Source organism: Telluria sp. ZT3P26 (assembly GCF_059686035.1).
Genome location: NZ_JCASII010000002.1, coordinates 191448 through 209369, shown reverse-complemented (window position 1 = coordinate 209369; position 17922 = coordinate 191448). Strand labels below are relative to the sequence as shown.

16 protein-coding genes are annotated in these 17922 nt (G+C 66.1%); 9 read left to right on the top strand and 7 right to left on the bottom strand.

The window, feature by feature from the left end; genetic code table 11:
* Window positions 1-10: 10 nt before the first annotated feature.
* The 4 genes from AC56LN_RS08730 to AC56LN_RS08715 form a co-directional block, all read right to left on the bottom strand.
* Complete coding sequence (locus tag AC56LN_RS08730; RefSeq protein WP_499570997.1) at window positions 11-334, bottom strand: type II toxin-antitoxin system RelE/ParE family toxin; 324 nt, start codon at window positions 332-334, stop codon at window positions 11-13.
* A 6-nt stretch (window positions 335-340) separates the two neighbouring features.
* Window positions 341-613, bottom strand: a complete 273-nt coding sequence (locus AC56LN_RS08725; RefSeq protein WP_183555028.1) for a type II toxin-antitoxin system Phd/YefM family antitoxin — start codon at window positions 611-613, stop codon at window positions 341-343.
* A 64-nt stretch (window positions 614-677) separates the two neighbouring features.
* Window positions 678-1913, bottom strand: a complete 1236-nt coding sequence (locus AC56LN_RS08720; RefSeq protein WP_499570995.1) for a D-amino acid dehydrogenase — start codon at window positions 1911-1913, stop codon at window positions 678-680.
* A gap of 115 nt (window positions 1914-2028) precedes the next feature.
* Window positions 2029-3366, bottom strand: coding sequence for a serine hydrolase domain-containing protein (locus AC56LN_RS08715; protein WP_499570993.1), 1338 nt, complete (start codon window positions 3364-3366; stop codon window positions 2029-2031).
* A 158-nt stretch (window positions 3367-3524) separates the two neighbouring features.
* On the opposite strand from AC56LN_RS08715, the gene AC56LN_RS08710 reads away from it, so the two are divergent.
* The 8 genes from AC56LN_RS08710 to AC56LN_RS08675 all read left to right on the top strand — a co-directional run bounded on the left by AC56LN_RS08710 (window position 3525) and on the right by AC56LN_RS08675 (window position 11781).
* Window positions 3525-4265 (top strand): GntR family transcriptional regulator, encoded by a 741-nt coding sequence (locus AC56LN_RS08710; protein WP_332531239.1) that lies wholly within the window; start codon window positions 3525-3527, stop codon window positions 4263-4265.
* A gap of 103 nt (window positions 4266-4368) precedes the next feature.
* Window positions 4369-5247: an N-acetylmuramic acid 6-phosphate etherase gene (gene murQ / locus AC56LN_RS08705; RefSeq protein ID WP_499570991.1), complete on the top strand. Its 879-nt coding sequence runs from the start codon at window positions 4369-4371 to the stop codon at window positions 5245-5247.
* A gap of 48 nt (window positions 5248-5295) precedes the next feature.
* Complete coding sequence (locus AC56LN_RS08700) at window positions 5296-6561, top strand: AmpG family muropeptide MFS transporter (protein WP_499570989.1); 1266 nt, start codon at window positions 5296-5298, stop codon at window positions 6559-6561.
* A gap of 90 nt (window positions 6562-6651) precedes the next feature.
* Window positions 6652-8241, top strand: coding sequence for a glycoside hydrolase family 10-like protein (locus AC56LN_RS08695; protein WP_499570987.1), 1590 nt, complete (start codon window positions 6652-6654; stop codon window positions 8239-8241).
* Window positions 8242-8277: 36 nt separating this feature from the next.
* The gene (locus AC56LN_RS08690) at window positions 8278-9246 is read left to right on the top strand and encodes an N-acetylglucosamine kinase (RefSeq protein ID WP_499570985.1); all 969 of its coding nucleotides are present in this window, start codon (window positions 8278-8280) and stop codon (window positions 9244-9246) included.
* Window positions 9243-10232 carry an N-acetylmuramoyl-L-alanine amidase gene (locus AC56LN_RS08685; protein WP_499570983.1) on the top strand — a complete coding sequence of 330 codons (990 nt, stop codon included), beginning with the start codon at window positions 9243-9245 and terminating at the stop codon, window positions 10230-10232. Before AC56LN_RS08690 ends, AC56LN_RS08685 begins: the two co-directional genes overlap by 4 nt.
* Window positions 10233-10255: 23 nt before the next feature.
* Entirely contained in the window at window positions 10256-11155 is a 900-nt protein-coding gene (locus tag AC56LN_RS08680; protein ID WP_499570981.1) for a LysR family transcriptional regulator, read from the top strand.
* Window positions 11156-11169: 14 nt separating this feature from the next.
* Window positions 11170-11781: a M15 family metallopeptidase gene (locus AC56LN_RS08675; protein WP_499570979.1), complete on the top strand. Its 612-nt coding sequence runs from the start codon at window positions 11170-11172 to the stop codon at window positions 11779-11781.
* A gap of 3 nt (window positions 11782-11784) precedes the next feature.
* Here AC56LN_RS08675 and AC56LN_RS08670 read toward each other — a convergent pair whose 3' ends face one another.
* From AC56LN_RS08670 to AC56LN_RS08660, 3 genes are all read right to left on the bottom strand, one after another.
* Window positions 11785-12924 carry a GGDEF domain-containing protein gene (locus tag AC56LN_RS08670; RefSeq protein ID WP_499570977.1) on the bottom strand — a complete coding sequence of 380 codons (1140 nt, stop codon included), beginning with the start codon at window positions 12922-12924 and terminating at the stop codon, window positions 11785-11787.
* 245 nt (window positions 12925-13169) lie between these two features.
* Window positions 13170-14642, bottom strand: coding sequence for a D-alanyl-D-alanine carboxypeptidase/D-alanyl-D-alanine endopeptidase (gene dacB / locus AC56LN_RS08665; RefSeq protein ID WP_499570975.1), 1473 nt, complete (start codon window positions 14640-14642; stop codon window positions 13170-13172).
* 10 nt (window positions 14643-14652) lie between these two features.
* Complete coding sequence (locus AC56LN_RS08660) at window positions 14653-15891, bottom strand: nucleoside recognition domain-containing protein (RefSeq protein WP_499570973.1); 1239 nt, start codon at window positions 15889-15891, stop codon at window positions 14653-14655.
* Between the two features lie 215 nt (window positions 15892-16106).
* Between AC56LN_RS08660 and AC56LN_RS08655 the strand changes: the two genes are divergently transcribed.
* Entirely contained in the window at window positions 16107-17900 is a 1794-nt protein-coding gene (locus tag AC56LN_RS08655) for an ABC transporter substrate-binding protein (protein WP_499570971.1), read from the top strand.
* Window positions 17901-17922 lie beyond the last annotated feature (22 nt).

Below are 17922 nucleotides of genomic sequence, written 5' to 3'. Positions count from 1 at the left end.
GACCAGCCGGCTAACTCGACAGGATTCGTCGACGTAACAGTGCTGCCAGATCGCGGCTCGTATGGCAAACGATGTAAATATAAAAGCATTCACGATCGCCACGCTCAAAAATGATACGGTGTGGACCGGCCAGAAGCTGACGGTATCGGGGGAGGTTAAGCTCTTCCAGCTCGCCTACGAAGGTCCCTTTATTTGGCCATTGCATCAGGGATGCCACTTCATCGCGGATTTGCTGCGTCACCTTTCTGGCGTAGTCCGGTGATTCGGACTGCTTCAGGTATTGGCGGATCATGAGCAGGTCGTCCTGGGCAGATTCGGTCCAGATGATCTTCATGATCTGTCAGGGCGCGTTGTCTTGTGCATCCAGCTGCGCAAAAAAATCATCATGACCGGTAACCTTGCCGTCTTCAATTTGCTTCCTGCCATGGGCAAGCAGCCGTAGCATCGTCAATTGATCCTGCGTCTTCTGATAGCTCACCGGATCCTGGACGATCGCCTGCACCCGGCCATTGACAGTAATGGCCACGGGATCATGGGTTTCCTGAACCAACTTGACCACATCGCTGGTATTCGTTTTCAAATAACTGATGGGTTGGATATTGGAAAAGTTCATGGTGCCTCCGCTGGTCGACCTTGATCATAGCACTGTAAATCTAAATTAGGTACTAAATATAGTGCTAGCCGCGCAGCGTCAAGCCATCGAGCGCAAACGGCGGCGCCTTCCCCTGCACCAGATCCGCCAGCACGGCTGCGCTGCCGCAGGCAAACGTGAAGCCCAGCGGCCCGTGTCCGACGTTGAGCCACAGATTGTCGTAGCGCGTGGCGCCGATGATCGGCGCACTGCCCGGCGTCGCTGGCCGCAGCCCCGCCCAGGCCGACACTTGCGAATAATCCGCCGCGCGCGGCATCGTCTCGCGCACCAGGCGCGTCAGGCCCGCAACGCGTTTGGCATCGAGCGAGACATCCTCGCCCACCATGTCGACCATTGCCGCCACGCGCAAGCGGTCGCCGATGCGCGCGAACAGCACCTTGCGCTCGAAGTCGGTCACGCTGATCTCGGGCGCGATGTCGTCCTGGCGGATCGGCGCGCTCAGGCTGTAGCCCTTGAGCGGGTACAGCGGCAGGTAGATGCCCACCGTGTCGGCCAGTGAGCGGCTCTGGATGCCGGCGGCCAGCACGTAGGCGTCGGCCGTGACCAGGCCACCAACGGTGTCGATGCCGGTGATGCGGCCCCGCTCTGCACGCAGCCCCAGCGCGGTGCTGTTGACGACCCCGCGAAAGCGCGGATGCTCGCCCAGCCGTTCCGCCAGCGCCACGCAGAAGGCGTGACAGTCGGCTACTGCTTCGCCCGGGTTATAGATGCCGCCGGCCAGCAGGTGCCGGGCCGCGCCCAGCGCGGGTTCATGCGCCGTGCATTCTTCGGGCGACCAGATCTGGCCCGCACCCGGCTTTGACGCGGCGACATCGAATGCGGCGCGCGTGCGAAACACCACCAGTTTGCCGGCGTCGCGCCAGCCGAAGCGTTCGGGCGGCACGACCAGCGAGAGCGAGGCCATCGCCCGGCGCGATAGCTCGCCCAGCTCGAGCAGCTTGGCCGTGGTGCGGCGGTTGACGTCGGCGCGGCAGTGGGCCAGGAAGCTGGCCAGCCAGCGGTACTGGCGCAGGTCGGCTTCAGGCCTGTAGCGCAGCGGACCGTCGGCCTGGAACAGCCATTTGAAGGCCTTGAGTGGGATGCCGGCGTCGGCCAGCGGCGACACGTACCGGTAGCTGAGCTGCCCGCCATTGCCGTAGCTGGCGCCGCTCCCCACGTCCGGCGCGCGCTCGAGCAGCGTGACCTCGTGCCCTGCTTCCAGCAGCCACCAGGCGGAGGCCAGGCCGACGACGCCGCCGCCGATGACGATTATGTGCTGCATGCCAGACTCTTTTTTTCAGATGGGGACAGGGAGCTTAGGGGCAGCCGGCACGCACTGCCAATGAATCTAGCGCGCGCGCTCATAACCGGGATATATGTACGCGCGGGCATGCCGGTCAATCGGCCAGGCCGAGGATGGCGCGGCGGTGCAAGGCTGCCACGATGCGCTCTTCATAGCGCGCCAGCGCCGTCTCGCGCCCCGGTGTGGCGGCCGGGTCGGTTCCGGTACCGCCGGCCAGCACGACCACGCCGTTGCCCCGTGCGCGGTCCATGGCGAATACGGAACGCAGTCCGTAGGCGTCGCCCAGATGGCCCACCGCATCGAAGCCCGGCGCCAGCCGCAGGCCGGGACGATCCGGATAGTGCGCGTTGCCGAATCCGCGCGGACTGAGGATGCTCCCCAGCGGATTGCCGTTGCCGCCCACGCCGTCGTACGACCAGTGGCGCGCGAACATGCGCTCGAGCGTTGCGCCCTGCAGCAGGCGCTGCCCGCCATGCACGCCACCGGCCATCAGCATGCGCATGAGGACGCCCAGGTCGCGTGCGGCGATGCGCAAGCCGCCGGTCGGGCTGAAGGGCGTTGCGTTGGTGCCCGGGACGTAGCCGTCCAGGCCGGGCGGCGGTACCGGTGGCCGCGCACCCACATCGTCGGCCTGGGCGATCCACGGTCCGGCCGACGCCCAGACCTCGCTGTCGACGGCGCGCTTGCGGTAGATGGTCGCGATCTGGTCCTGCGCGGCCTTCGGCAACCCGGCCGGGTTATAGCCGGCCTGCAGCCCGAGCGGCTGCAGCACCAGGCGCGTCATCAGGCGATCGAACCGTTCGCCCGCGATGCGCTCCATGATCGTGCCGATGATGCCAAACCCCAGGTTGCAGTAGGTGTAGTAGGCGCCCGGGCCGGCCAGGCTTGACCACATCGGCTGCGCCGCCGGCGTGACGACGTCCTTCAGCGCCGTCGTGGCCGGCCAGAAGTAGCCGGCATCGTCGCGCAGCGAGGACGTGTGCACGAGCAGGTGGCGCAGCGTGATGGCCTGGGTCGGGAAATGGGGATTGCGCAGCGTGAAGCCGAGGTAGCCCGAGACGTCGGCGTCCAGGTCGACGCGGCCGGCTTCCAGCAGCCGCATCAGCCCGAGCGTGGTGACGAGCTTCGAGATCGAGGCGATCCGGTACAGCGTCGCCGGCGTGGCCGGGCGGTCGGGGAACAGGCCGTTGCCGATCGTGCGGCGCCCGAACGCGCCTTCGTACACCGGCTGCCCGGCGCGCAGCGCCAGCACCGACAGGCTGGCCAGCGGGCAGGCCGGATCGTCGGCAATGGCCGCCAGTTCGGCGTCGAGCTGGCGCTGCAGGGCATCGCCAGCGCCGTCCGCGCCGCCGCCGGCCGGCATCGCTGCAAATAATGGTCCCATCGTCCCCAGCATGGCCATGCCGAGCAGGGTGCGCCTGCCGTGATTCATGTTCGTCCCTTGGCGTTGCGTGATTGTGACTATCGGTCCAGCATACGGACTGGCTGAAACCCTTGACCAATGAATACCCGTGCGCAGGGCATAACCGTTTTGTATTGGTCGCAAGTGGTATGCTTCGACGGTATGCCAGCCCCCTTCGCCACGACGCCATGAACAGCCCCAGCCCCGGATTCCAGGTCGACCACGACGACAATTCGCCGCTCTACAAGCAGCTTGCGCGCAAGCTGGCGCAGGACGTGCGCGACGGCCGTTACCAGGCCGACCAGGCGCTGCCGTCCGAGCGCATGCTGTCCGAGCAGCTCGACGTCTCGCGCGTCACGGCGCGCAAGGCAATCGACCAGCTGGTCGACCAGGGCCTGGTGGTGCGCCGGCGCGGCTCGGGCAACTACATCGCGCCGCGCATCGAGCAGCCGCTGTCGACGCTGTCGAGCTTTTCCGAACAGCTGCAGCAGCGCGGCTACACCCCGCGCTCGCAATGGCTGCGGCGCGACACGATGCTGGCCGACGCCGACGAGCAGCTTTCGCTCGGCCTGTCGCCCGGTGCGCGCATCGCCCGCCTGGAGCGCCTGCGCTTTGCCGACGACATCGTCATGGCCTATGAAGTGAGCGTGATCCCGGCCGCCGTGCTGCCGCGCCCCGAGCTGGTGGCAGCGTCGCTGTACGCGCACCTGTCCAAGTCCGGCCACCTGCCGGTGCGCGCGCTGCAGCACATCCGCGCGATGAATGCCGACCTGGAACTGGCCACGCGGCTCGAAGTGCCCGAAGGCCGCGCGGTGCTGTTCATTACCCGCGTGGGGTATCTCGAATCGGGCCAGCCGGTCGAGCTGACGCATTCCTACTGCCGCAGCGACCATTACGATTTCGTGGCCGAGCTGCGCCGGCAAGCCTGAATGCATAACCTGGCGGCATGACGGCGCCCGATCCTTTCATGGAAGCGCTTGTCAAAGTGGTATTACACTGGTTTTAACCAAACTGTGCAGGTTCGAGACGGCGATGCTCAATACCGAAACCCCCTCCCTGGCGCACACTGCGCTCGACCAGTATCCGACGACGGAACTGGTCAATGCCCTGGTCGATGACCAGTTCCATGCGGTGGACGCCGTGCGCAAGGCCGGACCGCGCATCGCCGCTGCCGTCGCGGCGGCATTGCCGCGCATGGAAGCGGGCGGGCGCCTGGTCTATGTCGGCGCCGGCACCTCGGGCCGCCTCGGCGTGCTCGACAGCGTCGAGCTGTACCCGACCTTTTCCTGGCCGAACGAACGCGCGGTGGCGTTGCTCGCCGGCGGCCAGGGCGCGATGTTCGCTGCAGTCGAAGGCGCTGAAGACGATCTGGAGCAGGGCGCGGCGGATATCCAAGGTGTGAACGTGGGCCCGAACGATGTCGTGCTGGCGCTGGCGGCCTCCGGCGCCACGCCCTACGTGCTGGGCGCGATCCGCGCCGCGCGCGCTGCCGGCGCGCTGACGGTGGGCTTTGCCAACAACCCGGATGCGCCGGTGGCCACGCAGGCGGAGATCGGCATCACGCTCGATACGGGCGCCGAAGTCATTTCGGGCAGCACGCGCCTGAAAGCTGGCACCTCGCAAAAGATCGCCCTGAACACCTTTTCCAGCGCCCTGATGGTGCGTTTGAACAAGGTTTACGGCAACCTGATGGTAGACTTGAAGGCCACCAATGCCAAACTGGTACGACGTGCGATCCGCCTGACGAGCTTTGCCACCGGCGCCGACGAGGCGGCCGCGCAGGCGGTGCTGGAACAATGCGGCTTCCACGTCAAGACCGCGATCGTGGCCTTGTCCAAACAAACCAGTGTCGAGCAGGCGCAAGCGCTGCTGGAAGCGGCGCGCGGCAGCGTGCGCCAGGCGCTCGCGTAAGCACGCGCCTTTTCAGCAGCGCCGGCCTGTACGGCGCGCGAAAGAGTCATGCAAAAACCGCAAGCGAACAGCCCGTGGCTGTGGGTGCCGTCCCTGTACTTTGCCCAGGCGATTCCCTACGTTGTCGTGATGAGCCTCTCGGTCATCATGTACAAGGACATGGGGATTTCGAATTCCGACATCGCCTTCTATACGAGCCTGCTGTACCTGCCGTGGGTGATCAAGCCCTTGTGGTCCCCGATCGTCGACATGTTCGGCACCAAGCGGCGCTGGACCGTGCTGCTGCAACTGGCCGTCGGCGCCTCGCTCATTGCGGTGGGCACCGTGCTGCACCTGCCCACCTTCTTCGTCGTCAGCCTGGCCGTCCTGTGGATCATGGCGTTCAGCTCGGCCACCCACGACATCTCGGCCGACGGCTTCTACATGCTGGGCCTGCGCCAGAAGCAGCAGGCGGCCTTTGTCGGCGTGCGCAGCACCTTCTACCGCCTGGCCACGCTGTTCGGACAGGGCCCGCTCGTGGTGCTGGCCGGTTACCTGGCCGTGAGCCTGGGCGACGTGCGCCAGGCCTGGTCGATCGTGTTCTACGTGCTGGCCGGCCTGTTCTTCGCTGCCTTTGCGTGGCACCAGTGGGCGCTGCCCGTGCCAGCCGACGACCACGCGGTCGCCAAGAGCGACAATCCGCTGCGCGACTTCATCGGCACCTTCGTCGCCTTTTTCAAGAAGCGCGATATCTGGATGATCGTTGCGTTCATCCTCACGTTCCGGCTCGGTGAAGCGCAGCTGCTCAAACTGGTGGCGCCATTTCTGAAAGACCCCATCAGCGCCGGCGGCCTGGGTTTGACCACCGCCGAATACGGGATCGCCTACGGCACCGTCGGCATCATCGCGCTGACGCTGGGCGGCCTGGCCGGCGGCTGGCTGATTTCGCGCGTGGGCCTCAAGCGCTGCCTGTGGGTCATGGTGTTCGCGATCCACGTGCCGGACCTGGTGTTCGTCTACCTGTCGCAAACCCAGCCGACTGACCTGATGATCGTGTCCGCCTTCCTCGCGCTCGAGCAGTTTGGCTACGGTTTCGGCTTTACGGCAATGATGATGTACATGATCATGGTGGCCGATGGCCCGAACAAGACCGCGCATTACGCGATCTGCACCGGCCTGATGGCGCTCGGGATGATGGTGCCCGGCATGTGGAGCGGCGACCTGCAGGAATACCTCGGCTACCAGCACTTCTTCATCTGGACCTGTCTTGCGACCATTCCCGCCTTCATCGTGGCGGCGCTCGTTAAAATCGATCCGGAATTCGGAAAAAAATAAGCGGACGGCTGACGCCCGCGCTGCCGCGCCCGACGTGGCGCCGGCGCGGACTGTCAGCCTCCGGCACAGCATACTCAAGGAGCCCTTTTTTTGCTTCCCAACCTGAACAAACGTACTTTCACGCTCGGCATGGCCAGCGCCGTCGCCCTGGGCCTGGCCGCCTGCGGCACCAAGCCCACCAAGCCTGGCGCCACGACTTTCATCGGCGGCAATGAGCCGCCGGCCGCGCCGCGCGAGTTTCGCGCCGCCTGGGTATCCACGGTCGCCAATATCGACTGGCCCAGCAAACCGAACCTGAGCGCCGCCAGGCAGCAGCAGGAAGTCCTGGCCATCCTCGACCGCGCCCAGGCCATGAACCTGAACGCGATCGTGCTGCAGGTGCGCCCGGCCGCCGACACCATCTATCCGTCGAACCTCGAGCCCTGGACCGAATACCTGAGCGGCGTGCAGGGCAAGGCGCCGCAGCCGTTCTACGATCCGCTCGCGTACTGGATCACCGAGGCGCATGCGCGTGGCATCGAGCTGCACGCCTGGTTCAATCCCTACCGTGCGCGGATGGACGCTTCGCGCGGCCAGTCGGCGCCGAACCACATCACCAACACCAATCCGGCCGTCGTCAAGCGCTACGGCAAATTCATGTGGATGGACCCGGGCGAGCCGGCCGCCGTCAAGCAGACGCTCGACGTGATCCTCGACGTCGTGCGCCGCTACGACATCGACGGCGTGCACATCGACGATTACTTTTATCCGTACCCGATCGACGCCGCGCCGCAGGTGGCCGGCAACGCCGCGGCCCTTGACGGGCGCACCGGCACGCGCGAGCTGGACTTCCCGGATGATCCGGCCTGGCACCGCTACCTGGCCGGCGGTGGGCAGCTCGACCGCGCCAACTGGCGCCGCGACAACGTCAACCGCCTGATCGAAGCGATGTACAAGGGGATCCACGCCGAAAAGAGCTGGGTGCGCTTCGGCATCAGCCCGTTCGGCCTGGGCCGCCCGGACCGCCGCCCGCCCGGCATCAACGGCTTTTCGCAATACGACAAGCTGTATGCCGACGCCGAGCTGTGGCTCGAAAAAGGCTGGCTCGATTACTTCGTGCCGCAGCTGTACTGGCCGATCAAGCCGCCGGGCCAGGCCTACGATGTGCTGCTCGATTACTGGATCAGGCAAAATCCCCAGCGTCGCCACATCTGGCCGGGCCTGTTCACCAGCCGCATCGGCGCCGCGACCAAGGCCTACGAGCCGCAAGAGGTGCTGGCGCAGGTCGACGTGACCCGTACGCGGCCGCTGGCCACTGGCCACGTCCACTTCAGCATGGTGGCCCTGATGCAGAACCGCAAAGGGATCGCCGACCAGCTGCGCACGACGCGCTATGCCGGGCAGGCGCTGGTGCCGGCCACGCCGTGGCTGGGCAATGAGCGGCCCGGCACGCCGCTGGTGGGGGCCTCGCGCCGCGCGCGCTCGGTCGACCTGACGCTCAAGGCGGGCAAGGCCAATGCGCTGTATGCGGTCTGGTCGCGCCACGGTGGCCAATGGCGCTTCGCCGTGGTCCCGGCCGTGCGCGTGGCCTGGTCGGTGCCGGATGACGCGACGCTGGGCGCAGCCGAGATCGTGGTGGTCAGCGCGGTCGACCGCCTTGGCAACGAGGGCGCGCGGGTGCGCGTATGGGGCAAAGCGTGATGCAGGCAGCGTCGGGTTTGATGAACGGGTGTTTGTATGTCATCTGATCGGAACATGATGAGCGGCCCGGGCCTGGGCATCGACGCCGGGGGTACCGAGACGCGCTGGGCGCTCGCGGCACCCGGCGGCGCCATCCTGGCCGACGGCGTGGTGGCGGGCCTGTCGGCGCTGCAGATGGCCACGCCGCACGGACGCGCTGCGGTACGCGCCAGTCTGGAAGAACTGGCGGCGGCAGTGCTCGCGCATGCCAGTCCGCTGCGCATCCAGGCCGGCCTGACGGGGTTCGGCGGCGACGACGAACTGCTGCAGTCCTGGCTGGCCCAGTTGCTGGGCGTTGCACCCAGCGCCGTCACGCTGTCGAACGATATCGAACTGGCGTATCGCGCCAATTTCGCGCCCGGCGCCGGCTACCTCGTGTATGCGGGCACCGGCTCGATCGGCGCCTATATCGACGCCGGCCACGTGTTCCACCGCGCCGGCGGGCGCGGCGTGCTGCTCGACGATGGCGGCGGGGGTTTCTGGATCGCGCGCGAAGCGCTGCGCCACATCTGGCGCAACGAAGACGAGCAACCCGGCTGCTGGCGTGATTCGCCGCTGGCACAGGCCGTGTTCGAGCATATCGGCGGTGCCGACTGGAGTGTGTCGCGCCAGTTCATCTACCAGGGCGAACGCGGCGCGATCGGCAAGCTGGCGCTGGCCGTTGCCGCCAGTGCGGAGCGCGATCCGGCCGCCGCCACGATCCTGAGCGAAGCGGGCCTGGAACTGGCGCGCCTGGCGCTGGCGCTCACGCGCCGCTTCGGCCCGCGCCCGGTGGTGCTGGCCGGCCGCGCGAGCGAACTGCACCCTTTGATCATCGAGACCATGCGCGCTGCGCTGCCGGCCGGGATGGTGCTCACGCAGACCGGCCTGCGCGCCCATCACGGCGCCGCGCGGCTCGCGTTGCAACCGGCCGCCACGCCACCGGCGCGCGCAACCCACAAGAACATCAACGAGGAATCCCCATGAAATCGATCTTTGCCGCTCTCGCCCTGGCCGTGCTGGCGGGTTGTACCACCACCCCGACCACGCCGAAATACGACACCACCTATGACGCGGTCGGCCAGTCGAGCCGCGCGCGCTTCCTGGTGCTGCACTACACGGTGGCCAACACGCCCGCCTCGATCAAGATCCTGACGCAGCAGCAGGTCAGCTCGCACTACCTGCTGACCGACGAAGCGCAGCCGAAGATCTACCGCCTGGTCGACGAGAACCGCGCCGCCTGGCATGCGGGCAACTCGAGCTGGAAGAACTTCACGCAACTGAACAACAGCTCGATCGGCATCGAGATCGTCAACGCCGGCTGGAAGGATACGCCGCAGGGCCGTGTCTACGCACCGTTCCCGCAGGCGCAGATGGATGCGCTGCTGCCGCTGGTGAAGGACATCGTGGCGCGCCACGGCATCGCGCCCGAGAACGTGCTCGGTCACAGCGATATCGCGCCGCTGAGGAAGCAAGATCCGGGGCCGCAGTTCCCGTGGCAGCGCCTGGCGCAGGAAGGCCTGATACTGTGGCCGGATGCGAACCGCGTCGCCGCAGTGCGCCCGGCCTTCGATGCCCTGCTGCCGGACGTCGCCTGGTTCCAGCGCAAGCTGGCCACGCACGGCTTTGGCCTGGTGCAGAGCGGCACGTACGATGAAGCGACCCGCACAACGCTGGCCGCGTTCCAGATGAAGTACCGTCCGCGCGATATCTCGGGCGTTGCCGATGCCGAAACAGCGGCGCTGCTCGAAGTGCTGACCACGCCGGCGAACACGCCGCCGCCGGTGGTGCCGGCAGCCCTGGCACCCATGGCGCCGGGCGCGATGCCAGCGCCGCTGCCAGCGCCCGCACCAGTGCCAGCGCCAATGACAACGCCGACGCCGACCTTGCCCGAGCCGACGCCGGTCCTGCCGGTGGAACCGACGCCGGAAACCGCACCAGCGCCGGCCACGCCGGTCATTACCACGCCATGATGGCCGTGATTGGGGGGTAAGCGATGCGTCTGCGCCATATCGAAGTATTCCACGCCATCATGCAGGTCGGCACCATCAGCGGCGCCGCCCAGGTGCTGCATATCTCGCAGCCGGCCGTGACCAAGGTGCTGCAGCACGCCGAGCTGCAGCTGGGCATGCCGCTGTTCGAGCGCGTGCGCGGCAAGCTGTATCCCAGGCCCGAAGCGCACCGCCTGTTCGTCGAAACCGAAAAGCTCAACCGCGACCTGCAGGGGATCCGCCGCCTGGCCGCGAGCCTGAAGGGCCGCGCGGTGGAAACCGTGCGCCTGGTGTCCACGCCGACCATTGCAGTGAGCGTGCTGCCGGCCGGGATGACCGCCTGGCGCCGTGCCTTCCCCGAAACACGGTGCGAGCTGTCGACGCACCACACGAGCGAAATCGTCAATGCACTGCGCCTGGGCGAAGCCGATGTGGGCCTGTCGCTGCAGGACCCGCGCCACCCCGGCATCGTGGCCGAGCCGATTGCGCAAGGCTTGCTGACGGTGATGGCGCCGCGCGGCACCTGGACCGAAGCCGAATGCCGCACACCCATTGCGGCCGACGGCCTGACGGGTGAACTGATCGGCATGGCCGACCGCGATCCGCTGGGCGAGATGGTGCTGGCCGCCTGCGAAGCGCAGGGCGTCCAACCGGTGTTTCGCACCGTCGTGCAGACGTACCAGATCGCCCGCTCGCTGGTCGAAGCCGGCGCCGGCACGGCCGTACTCGACCCGTTCACGGCCGCCTCGGCGGCAGCGAACCAGGTGCAGTGCCGCCAGTGGTCGCCGTCGATTCCGGTGCACCTGTACCTGCTCACGGCCAGCCACTCGCCGCTGTCGCACGGCGCGCGCGAGCTGGCCAACTGCATCGCCGCGACCGCGCGCGCCTGTCTCGAACCAGCCTAGGATTTTTCAGCATCATGCACGCGTTTCTCGCCAGCGAAGACATTGCCGCCAGCCCGGCATTCCGGCACCTGGACAGCATCGCCGGTATCCGGGTCGACCTGCGCTATGCCACCGCCAACAACTTCGTCGGGCGCGATCTGTATTCGCCTTTCGACTGCGCCTGGCTGCATGTGCAGGCGGCCGAGGCGCTCGAGCGCGTGGTGGCCTGGCTGGCGGCGCGCCGGCCCGACCTGACGGTGCTGGTGCTGGACGCTCTGCGGCCGCAGCGCGTCCAGCAGCAATTATGGGATGCGCTCGAGGGCACCGACCTGCGCCAGTACCTGGCCGATCCGGCGCGCGGCTCGATCCACTCGTATGGCATGGCGCTGGACCTGACGCTGGTCGATGCAGCCGGCCATGAACTGGACATGGGCACCGGTTTCGACGACATGACCGAGCTGTCGCATCCGGCGCTCGAAGAAGGATTCCTGCTGGCCGGCCGCCTCACCGAAGCGCAGGTGGCCAACCGGCGCCTGCTGCGCGAGGCGATGCTGGCGGCGGGCTTTCTGGGCATCCGGACCGAATGGTGGCACTTCGATTGCGGCGACCGCGATCTGGTGCGGCGCACGTTCAGCCGCGTGCTGTAGCCGTCAGTTCATCGCGATCGCTTCGACCCGGTTGCGGCCATTGTGCTTGGCCGCGTACAGCAGCTTGTCGGCCGTCAGGATCAGGTCGGGCAATGTGATGCGCCCGTCGTCGCGGGCGAAATCGAACGTGACCAGGCCAAAGCTGGCGCTGGTCTGCAACGCGGGGCCATCGGCATCCGGCGCGACCCGGTTGGCCGCGAACGCCGCGCGCAGGCTCTCGGCCAGGCGTGTCCCTTGCGCCAGGTCGATGCCCGGCAGGACCAGCAGGAATTCTTCGCCGCCGTAGCGCACCACGGCATCGACGCCGTCGCGCACCATCCCCTGCAGCAGACTGGCGAAGGTGCGGATGACCGCATCGCCCTCGTGGTGGCCGAAGGTGTCGTTGATGCGCTTGAAGTGATCGATGTCGCACAGGATGACCGACACCGGATGCTTGCAGCGGCGGGCCTGTGCCAGTTCGTGGCCCAGCAGATGATCGTGCAGGTAGTGGCGGTTGTAGCAGCAGGTGAGCTGGTCGCGCTGGGCCAGCTGCTTGAGTGTCATCTGCAGCCGGAACTGTTCGCGCGCCACCCAGTTGTAGCGGCGCGCCGCCAGGATGCCGAACGTGTTGATCAGCACCAGCAGCATGCCCATCGTGAGCAGGTCCGACACGGGCCTTGGCGGCAGCGCGAACGTGGCCAGCGCCAGGAAGACGATCGAGGCGCCGGTGCCGAGCGCGGCCGCATACACCAGGCGGTTCGGGATATACAGGTAGATCACCACCAGCATGATCAGCATCGACATCGCATGCCAGTGCACCTCGTGCGGCCGTGCCAGCGCCACCACCATGAAGCAGCACAGCGCGATCCCCACGCACAGCGACGCCGCCAGGCGCATGGCCGGGATCGACAGGGGACGGCGGTAAGCCAGCCAGGCGCAGGTGCCGGCGATGGCCGCGACCAGCAGGCGCGCCGGCAGTGTGTCGCGCAGTGCTGCAGCCAAGCCAAGTACCGCGATATCCGTCATAAAAAAGCTGAGGAAAAACGCGACACAGAACACCAGCGTGAAACCGAGCATGGCGCGCATGCGCTCGATCTGGCTGGAAAGGAACGCAGTTTCGCTGGCGCTGCGCGCGAATTCGCCGGTCAGGTAATGGATGTGCATGCGATGGACAGTGCAGCAGATGATGGTGCCTGCGACACACGATCCAGCATGTGGCGATCGTCGGACAGGACGGGATGATCCGGCGTCGGCGCCGGCCGGGCCGATTACCAGCATCAGTATCGGACAAGTGACTATTGTGGCAAGGTTTTCTTACTAGAAACTAACAAAATGTATCAGTTCATTAATTATTTTGTTTGTTTTGCAAGATCGCCTGAATCAATCCCGTAACAATTGTCCAACGCTCGTCAAGGCAGCGCTGTCGCCTGTGTCATTCCCGACCGCGCCACCCAGTCGACCAGTGCATCGAGCACCGCGCGCCCGCGCCCGTCGCCGGCCCGTTCGCTGTTGACCATCGCCACCACCACGCACAGATTGCCATTCGCATCCGGCACGTAGCCGGCCACTGCGGTGACGTTGCGCAGCGTGCCCGTCTTCAGGCGCGCGCGTCCGGCAGCTGGCGTGCCGGCCAGGCGTCGGCGCATGGTGCCGTCGACCGCGCCGATCGGCAGGCTGGCCTGGAATTCGGGCGCCCATGGGCTCCTCAAGCCCGCCTGCAGCAGGCTGCCCATCTGCTGCGCGCTGATGCGCTCCACGCGCGACAGGCCGGAGCCGTTGTCGATCACGAACCCGGTGTCGTCGATGCGCTGCGCGCGCAACCAGTCGCGCACCGCGCCATCGGCGCGCGCGAAGGTGGTGACCTCGCCGCCCGGCAGCGCCAGGCTGCCGTCGACGGGATCGCCCTGCAGGCTGCCCAGGCTCAGGAACAGCAGGCGCGCCAGCGTGTTGTCGGACGTCTTGTTGATGTCGCGGACCACTTCAGGCAAGGCGCGCGCGGCGTGCGCGGCCAGTACGCGCGCATCGAGCGGCGTGGCGCCGGTGATCGTGCGGCCACTGAGCGTGCCGCCCAGATCGGTCCAGGCGCGGCGCACGAAGCGGCCCACGTAATCATCGCGGTCAAGCACATTGATGCTGTAGCTGCGGTTGCAGTTTTTCGGGAAGGTGCCACGCAAGACCACCTCGATGTGGCCATCGGGCGCGCGCCGCGTCTCTGGCAGCTGCCAGCCGTCTTCCCACTTCGCGCAATCGCGCTCGACCAGCGTCATCGCCGACGTGACCGACACGCGTTCGAGTTCCGGGAACATGCGCAGTTGCAGCGTGGCGCCGGTCGCGCGCATGTCCAGCTGCAGCATGTTCTTGTTGAGGAGGAGGGCGTCCGGAATCACGTTGTAATAGGCATCGGGCGACTCGTCGAACGGCGGCAGGCCGACGTCCGGCCGCGCCGGCTGGAACAGGCTGCGATCGAGCACCAGGTCGCCCTCGATGCGCTCGATGCCCTGGTAGCGCAGCGCGCGCAGCATCGCTTCGAGGTGTTCGCCGGCCAGGTCGGCATCGGCGCCGCCCTTGACGTACAGGCTGCCGCGCAACACGCCGTCTTTCACATCCCCGGTCGTGCGCAGCTCGGTGCGGCCGCGGAACGTGGGGCCAAGCCGCTCGAGGCCGATGAGTGTCGTCACCAGCTTGATCGTCGATGCCGGCTGCATCGGCAGCGCCGCCTGGTGCGACAGCACGGCCGCATCACCGCGCAGCACCAGCAGGCCGACTTCGCCGGACGCGATGCCGCTTTTCTGCATCAGCTGCGCTACCGGCGCCGGTAGCTGGGCCTGGGCGAGCGACGCGGCGCACAGCAGCGACAGGACGAGGGTGGCGCGTTTGAACATGCGTGAATCCTTAACCGAAGAAGAGATAGGCCACGAAGATCGCGGCGATGATGCCCACCAGGTCGGCCAGCAGGCCGTAGCTGACCGCATAGCGCGTCTTGCGGATGCCGACCGAGCCGAAATACAGCGCGATGATGTAGAACGTGGTGTCGGACGCGCCCTGCATGATGCTGGCCAGGCGGCCGACGAACGAGTCCACGCCATAGGTCTTGATCGCATCGATCATCATGGCGCGCGCGCCGCTGCCCGAGAGCGACTTCATGAGGGCGGTCGGCAGCGCGCCGACGAAATCGGTCTGCAGGCCCAGCGCAGAAAAGACCCAGGCAAAGCCGCTCGTGACCATGCCCAGGATGCCCGAGTTGCGCACCACGCTGATCGCCACGATCATGCCGACCAGGTAGGGAATGATCTTGATCGACGTTTCGACGCCGCCCTTGGCGCCTTCGATGAAGGCTTCGAACACATTGACCTTCTTGCGCAGCGCCCCGGTCATGAAGGCGGCGATGACGCCGAACAGCACCAGGTTGGCCGCGACCGACGACACCAGCTGGATCTGCGTCTTGTCGAGGAAGTAGGTGAAGGAGAAAACCATCGACGCGATCAGCGCCGCGGTGCCGCCGATCCAGGCGAAGATCACCGGGTCGAACAGGTTGATGCGCTGGCGCAGGCCCACCATGATGATGCTGAAGATGGTGGCGGTGTAGGTGGCGATCAGGGTCGGGATGAAGATGTCGGCCGGGTTGGCCGCGCCCAGCACCGCGCGCTGGGCCATCACGGCCAGCGGGATGATCGTCAGGCCCGAGGTCTGGATCACCAGGAACATCAGCTGCGCATCGGTCGCTTCGTCCTTGTTCGGGTTGAGCGACTGCAGGCTTTCCATGGCCTTCAGGCCGAACGGCGTGGCGGCGTTATCGAGCCCCAGCATATTGGCCGAGAAGTTCATCACCATGTGGCCGTTGGCCGGGTGGTTGCGCGGCACGCCGGGGAAGATGCGCGAAAAGAACGGGCCGATCACGCGCGCGAACAGGTTGATGGCGCCGGCCTTTTCGCCGACATTCATGATCCCGAGCCAGAACGTCATCACGCCGGCCAGCGGCAGGGCGATGTCCATCACGGCCATTTTGGCTGAATCGAAGGTGCCGTCGATGATGCGCTTGAAGATTTCGGTGTCGCCGAGGAAGAGCCACTGCGCCATTGCTGCGAGGAAGCCGACGAGGAAGAAGCCTGTCCAGATGTAATTGAGTGCCATCGATAACCAGTAAGTGCTGAGAGGTGCTGATCGGTGCTGATCGAAGCGTTGCCGCCGGGTTCGGACGATTGTGCAGCGCCCGAGGGCCAAGGGCAAGCCGCGTGGATGAAAGAATGCAGCCGCGCCATGCGCAAAAGTTATGAGCGTTGCTTGCCAAGGCGCAGCGCGCCTATGATACGGCACGCCCTATGGGATGCTCCAAAGGATCTGCCCTCATGAAATTTTGCTCCGCCGCTGCTGCGCTGCTGTCGCTGTCGTTCCTGCTCGTGCCGCATGCCGGCGCGCAGGCGCAGGCGCAGGCGCAGGACAAGGTCCTGCACATGTTCCTCTCCACCAGCGAGACGGGGCTCGACCCGGCAGTGGCGTCCGACAACGCCACGCTGTCGCTGCTGGAAAACCTGTTCGATCCGCTGCTGCGCTACGACTACCTGGCGCGCCCGGCCACGCTGCGCCCCAATACGGCCACGGCCATGCCGACCGTCAGCAGCGACGGGCTGACCTATACCTTCCGTATCCGCCCCGGCATGTACTTCACGCCCGATCCTGCGTTCAGGGGCCGCAAGCGCGAGGTCACGGCCGCCGACTATGTCTACAGCCTCAAGCGTTTATACGACCCGGCGCTCAAGTCGCCGTGGGCGTATATGTTCGAAGGCAAGATCGCGGGCGACGCCGCGCTGCGCGCGCGCTACGGCCCGGACGTGCCGGTGGCCGGCCTGCAGGCGCCAGACCGCTACACGCTGCGCATTCAGTTGGCCGCGCCCGACAACAATTTCCTGTTCTACCTGGCGACGGCGGCCAGCAGCGTGGTGGCGCGCGAAGTGATCGAAGCGTATCCGGGCCAGGCGGGCAATCACCCGATCGGCACCGGGCCGTTCATGCTGGGGGAGTGGAAGCGCAGCGACCGGATCGTATTGCTGGCCAATCCGGATTCCACCGCCGTGTTCGCAGCCACGCCGGGCGACGACCCGGAGGACCGGGCGATTGCCGCCGCACTGAAGGGCAAGCGCCTGCCACGCGTGGACCGGGTCGAGGTGCGCATCGCCGAGGAATTCCAGGGCCGCATGCTGGGCTTCCTGAATGCCGACTATGACTACCTGGAGCAGATCCCCGAATCAATGACCGAGATGGTCGTGCAGGACGGCGCCCTCAAACCTGACCTTGCCGCGCGCGGGATTGTGCTGTCGCGCTTTCCCGTATTGCAGACCTACTATATGTGGATGAACATGACTGACCCGGTCGTGGGCGGCTACAGCAAGGAGCGCATTGCGCTGCGGCGTGCGATCTCGATGGCGTACAACAGCGCCGAAGACATTGCGCTACTGAAGAAAGGATTCGCGATCAAGGCCGAGTCGCCGCTGCCGCCGAACGTGCGCGGTTACGATCCGCGCTATCGCAGCCCGGTGCCATACGACCCGGCGCTTGCCAATGCCTTGCTCGACCGCCATGGCTACAACAAGCGTGACCCGGACGGTTTTCGGCGCGCCCCCGATGGCAAAGCCATGACCTTGACGATGCACAGTGAAGCGACTGTCGGCGGGCGTCTGCGCGACGAACTGTGGCGAAAATGTCTGAATGCCATCGGTGTGCGCGTCGTTTTCAAGTCGGACAAGAAAACGGAGATCATCAAGGCCTCGCGCCTCGGAACGGTGCAGATGTTCGAGAGTAACTGGATCGCCGATTTCCCCGACGGCGACAACTTTTATCAGCTCTTGTACGGCCCAAATGCGGGCCGCGCGAACTATGCGCGCTTTAACCTGCCTCAATACAATGTGCGCTATGAAAAAGCACGCTTGCTGCAGGATGGTGCAGAGCGGAACACACTCTATTTTGAGATGAACCAGCTGCTGCATGCGTACAACCCATGGGTGCCTTTGACCCATGTTTTATCGGGCGATTTGCGGCATCCGTGGTTGAAAAACTACAAACGTCATCCCGTTGAATTCACGAACTGGCGTTACCTCGATATCGATGTTGCGCAAAGGGCACGCTCGGTCAGGGGCAAGCGATAGATTCCATTAGTTTTTCCGCAAG

Bases quoted from the DNA above. Each gene is read 5' to 3' on its own strand.
- AC56LN_RS08680 (WP_499570981.1), top strand. From the start codon at position 10,256: ATGCGTCTGCGCCATATCGAAGTATTCCACGCCATCATGCAGGTCGGC.
- AC56LN_RS08660 (WP_499570973.1), bottom strand. From the start codon at position 15,891: ATGGCACTCAATTACATCTGGACAGGCTTCTTCCTCGTCGGCTTCCTC.
- AC56LN_RS08700 (WP_499570989.1), top strand. From the start codon at position 5,296: ATGCAAAAACCGCAAGCGAACAGCCCGTGGCTGTGGGTGCCGTCCCTG.
- AC56LN_RS08715 (WP_499570993.1), bottom strand. From the start codon at position 3,366: ATGAATCACGGCAGGCGCACCCTGCTCGGCATGGCCATGCTGGGGACG.
- AC56LN_RS08725 (WP_183555028.1), bottom strand. From the start codon at position 613: ATGAACTTTTCCAATATCCAACCCATCAGTTATTTGAAAACGAATACC.
- AC56LN_RS08670 (WP_499570977.1), bottom strand. From the start codon at position 12,924: ATGCACATCCATTACCTGACCGGCGAATTCGCGCGCAGCGCCAGCGAA.
- murQ (WP_499570991.1), top strand. From the start codon at position 4,369: ATGCTCAATACCGAAACCCCCTCCCTGGCGCACACTGCGCTCGACCAG.
- AC56LN_RS08690 (WP_499570985.1), top strand. From the start codon at position 8,278: ATGTCATCTGATCGGAACATGATGAGCGGCCCGGGCCTGGGCATCGAC.
- AC56LN_RS08675 (WP_499570979.1), top strand. From the start codon at position 11,170: ATGCACGCGTTTCTCGCCAGCGAAGACATTGCCGCCAGCCCGGCATTC.
- AC56LN_RS08685 (WP_499570983.1), top strand. From the start codon at position 9,243: ATGAAATCGATCTTTGCCGCTCTCGCCCTGGCCGTGCTGGCGGGTTGT.
- AC56LN_RS08710 (WP_332531239.1), top strand. From the start codon at position 3,525: ATGAACAGCCCCAGCCCCGGATTCCAGGTCGACCACGACGACAATTCG.
- AC56LN_RS08655 (WP_499570971.1), top strand. From the start codon at position 16,107: ATGAAATTTTGCTCCGCCGCTGCTGCGCTGCTGTCGCTGTCGTTCCTG.
- AC56LN_RS08730 (WP_499570997.1), bottom strand. From the start codon at position 334: ATGAAGATCATCTGGACCGAATCTGCCCAGGACGACCTGCTCATGATC.
- dacB (WP_499570975.1), bottom strand. From the start codon at position 14,642: ATGTTCAAACGCGCCACCCTCGTCCTGTCGCTGCTGTGCGCCGCGTCG.
- AC56LN_RS08720 (WP_499570995.1), bottom strand. From the start codon at position 1,913: ATGCAGCACATAATCGTCATCGGCGGCGGCGTCGTCGGCCTGGCCTCC.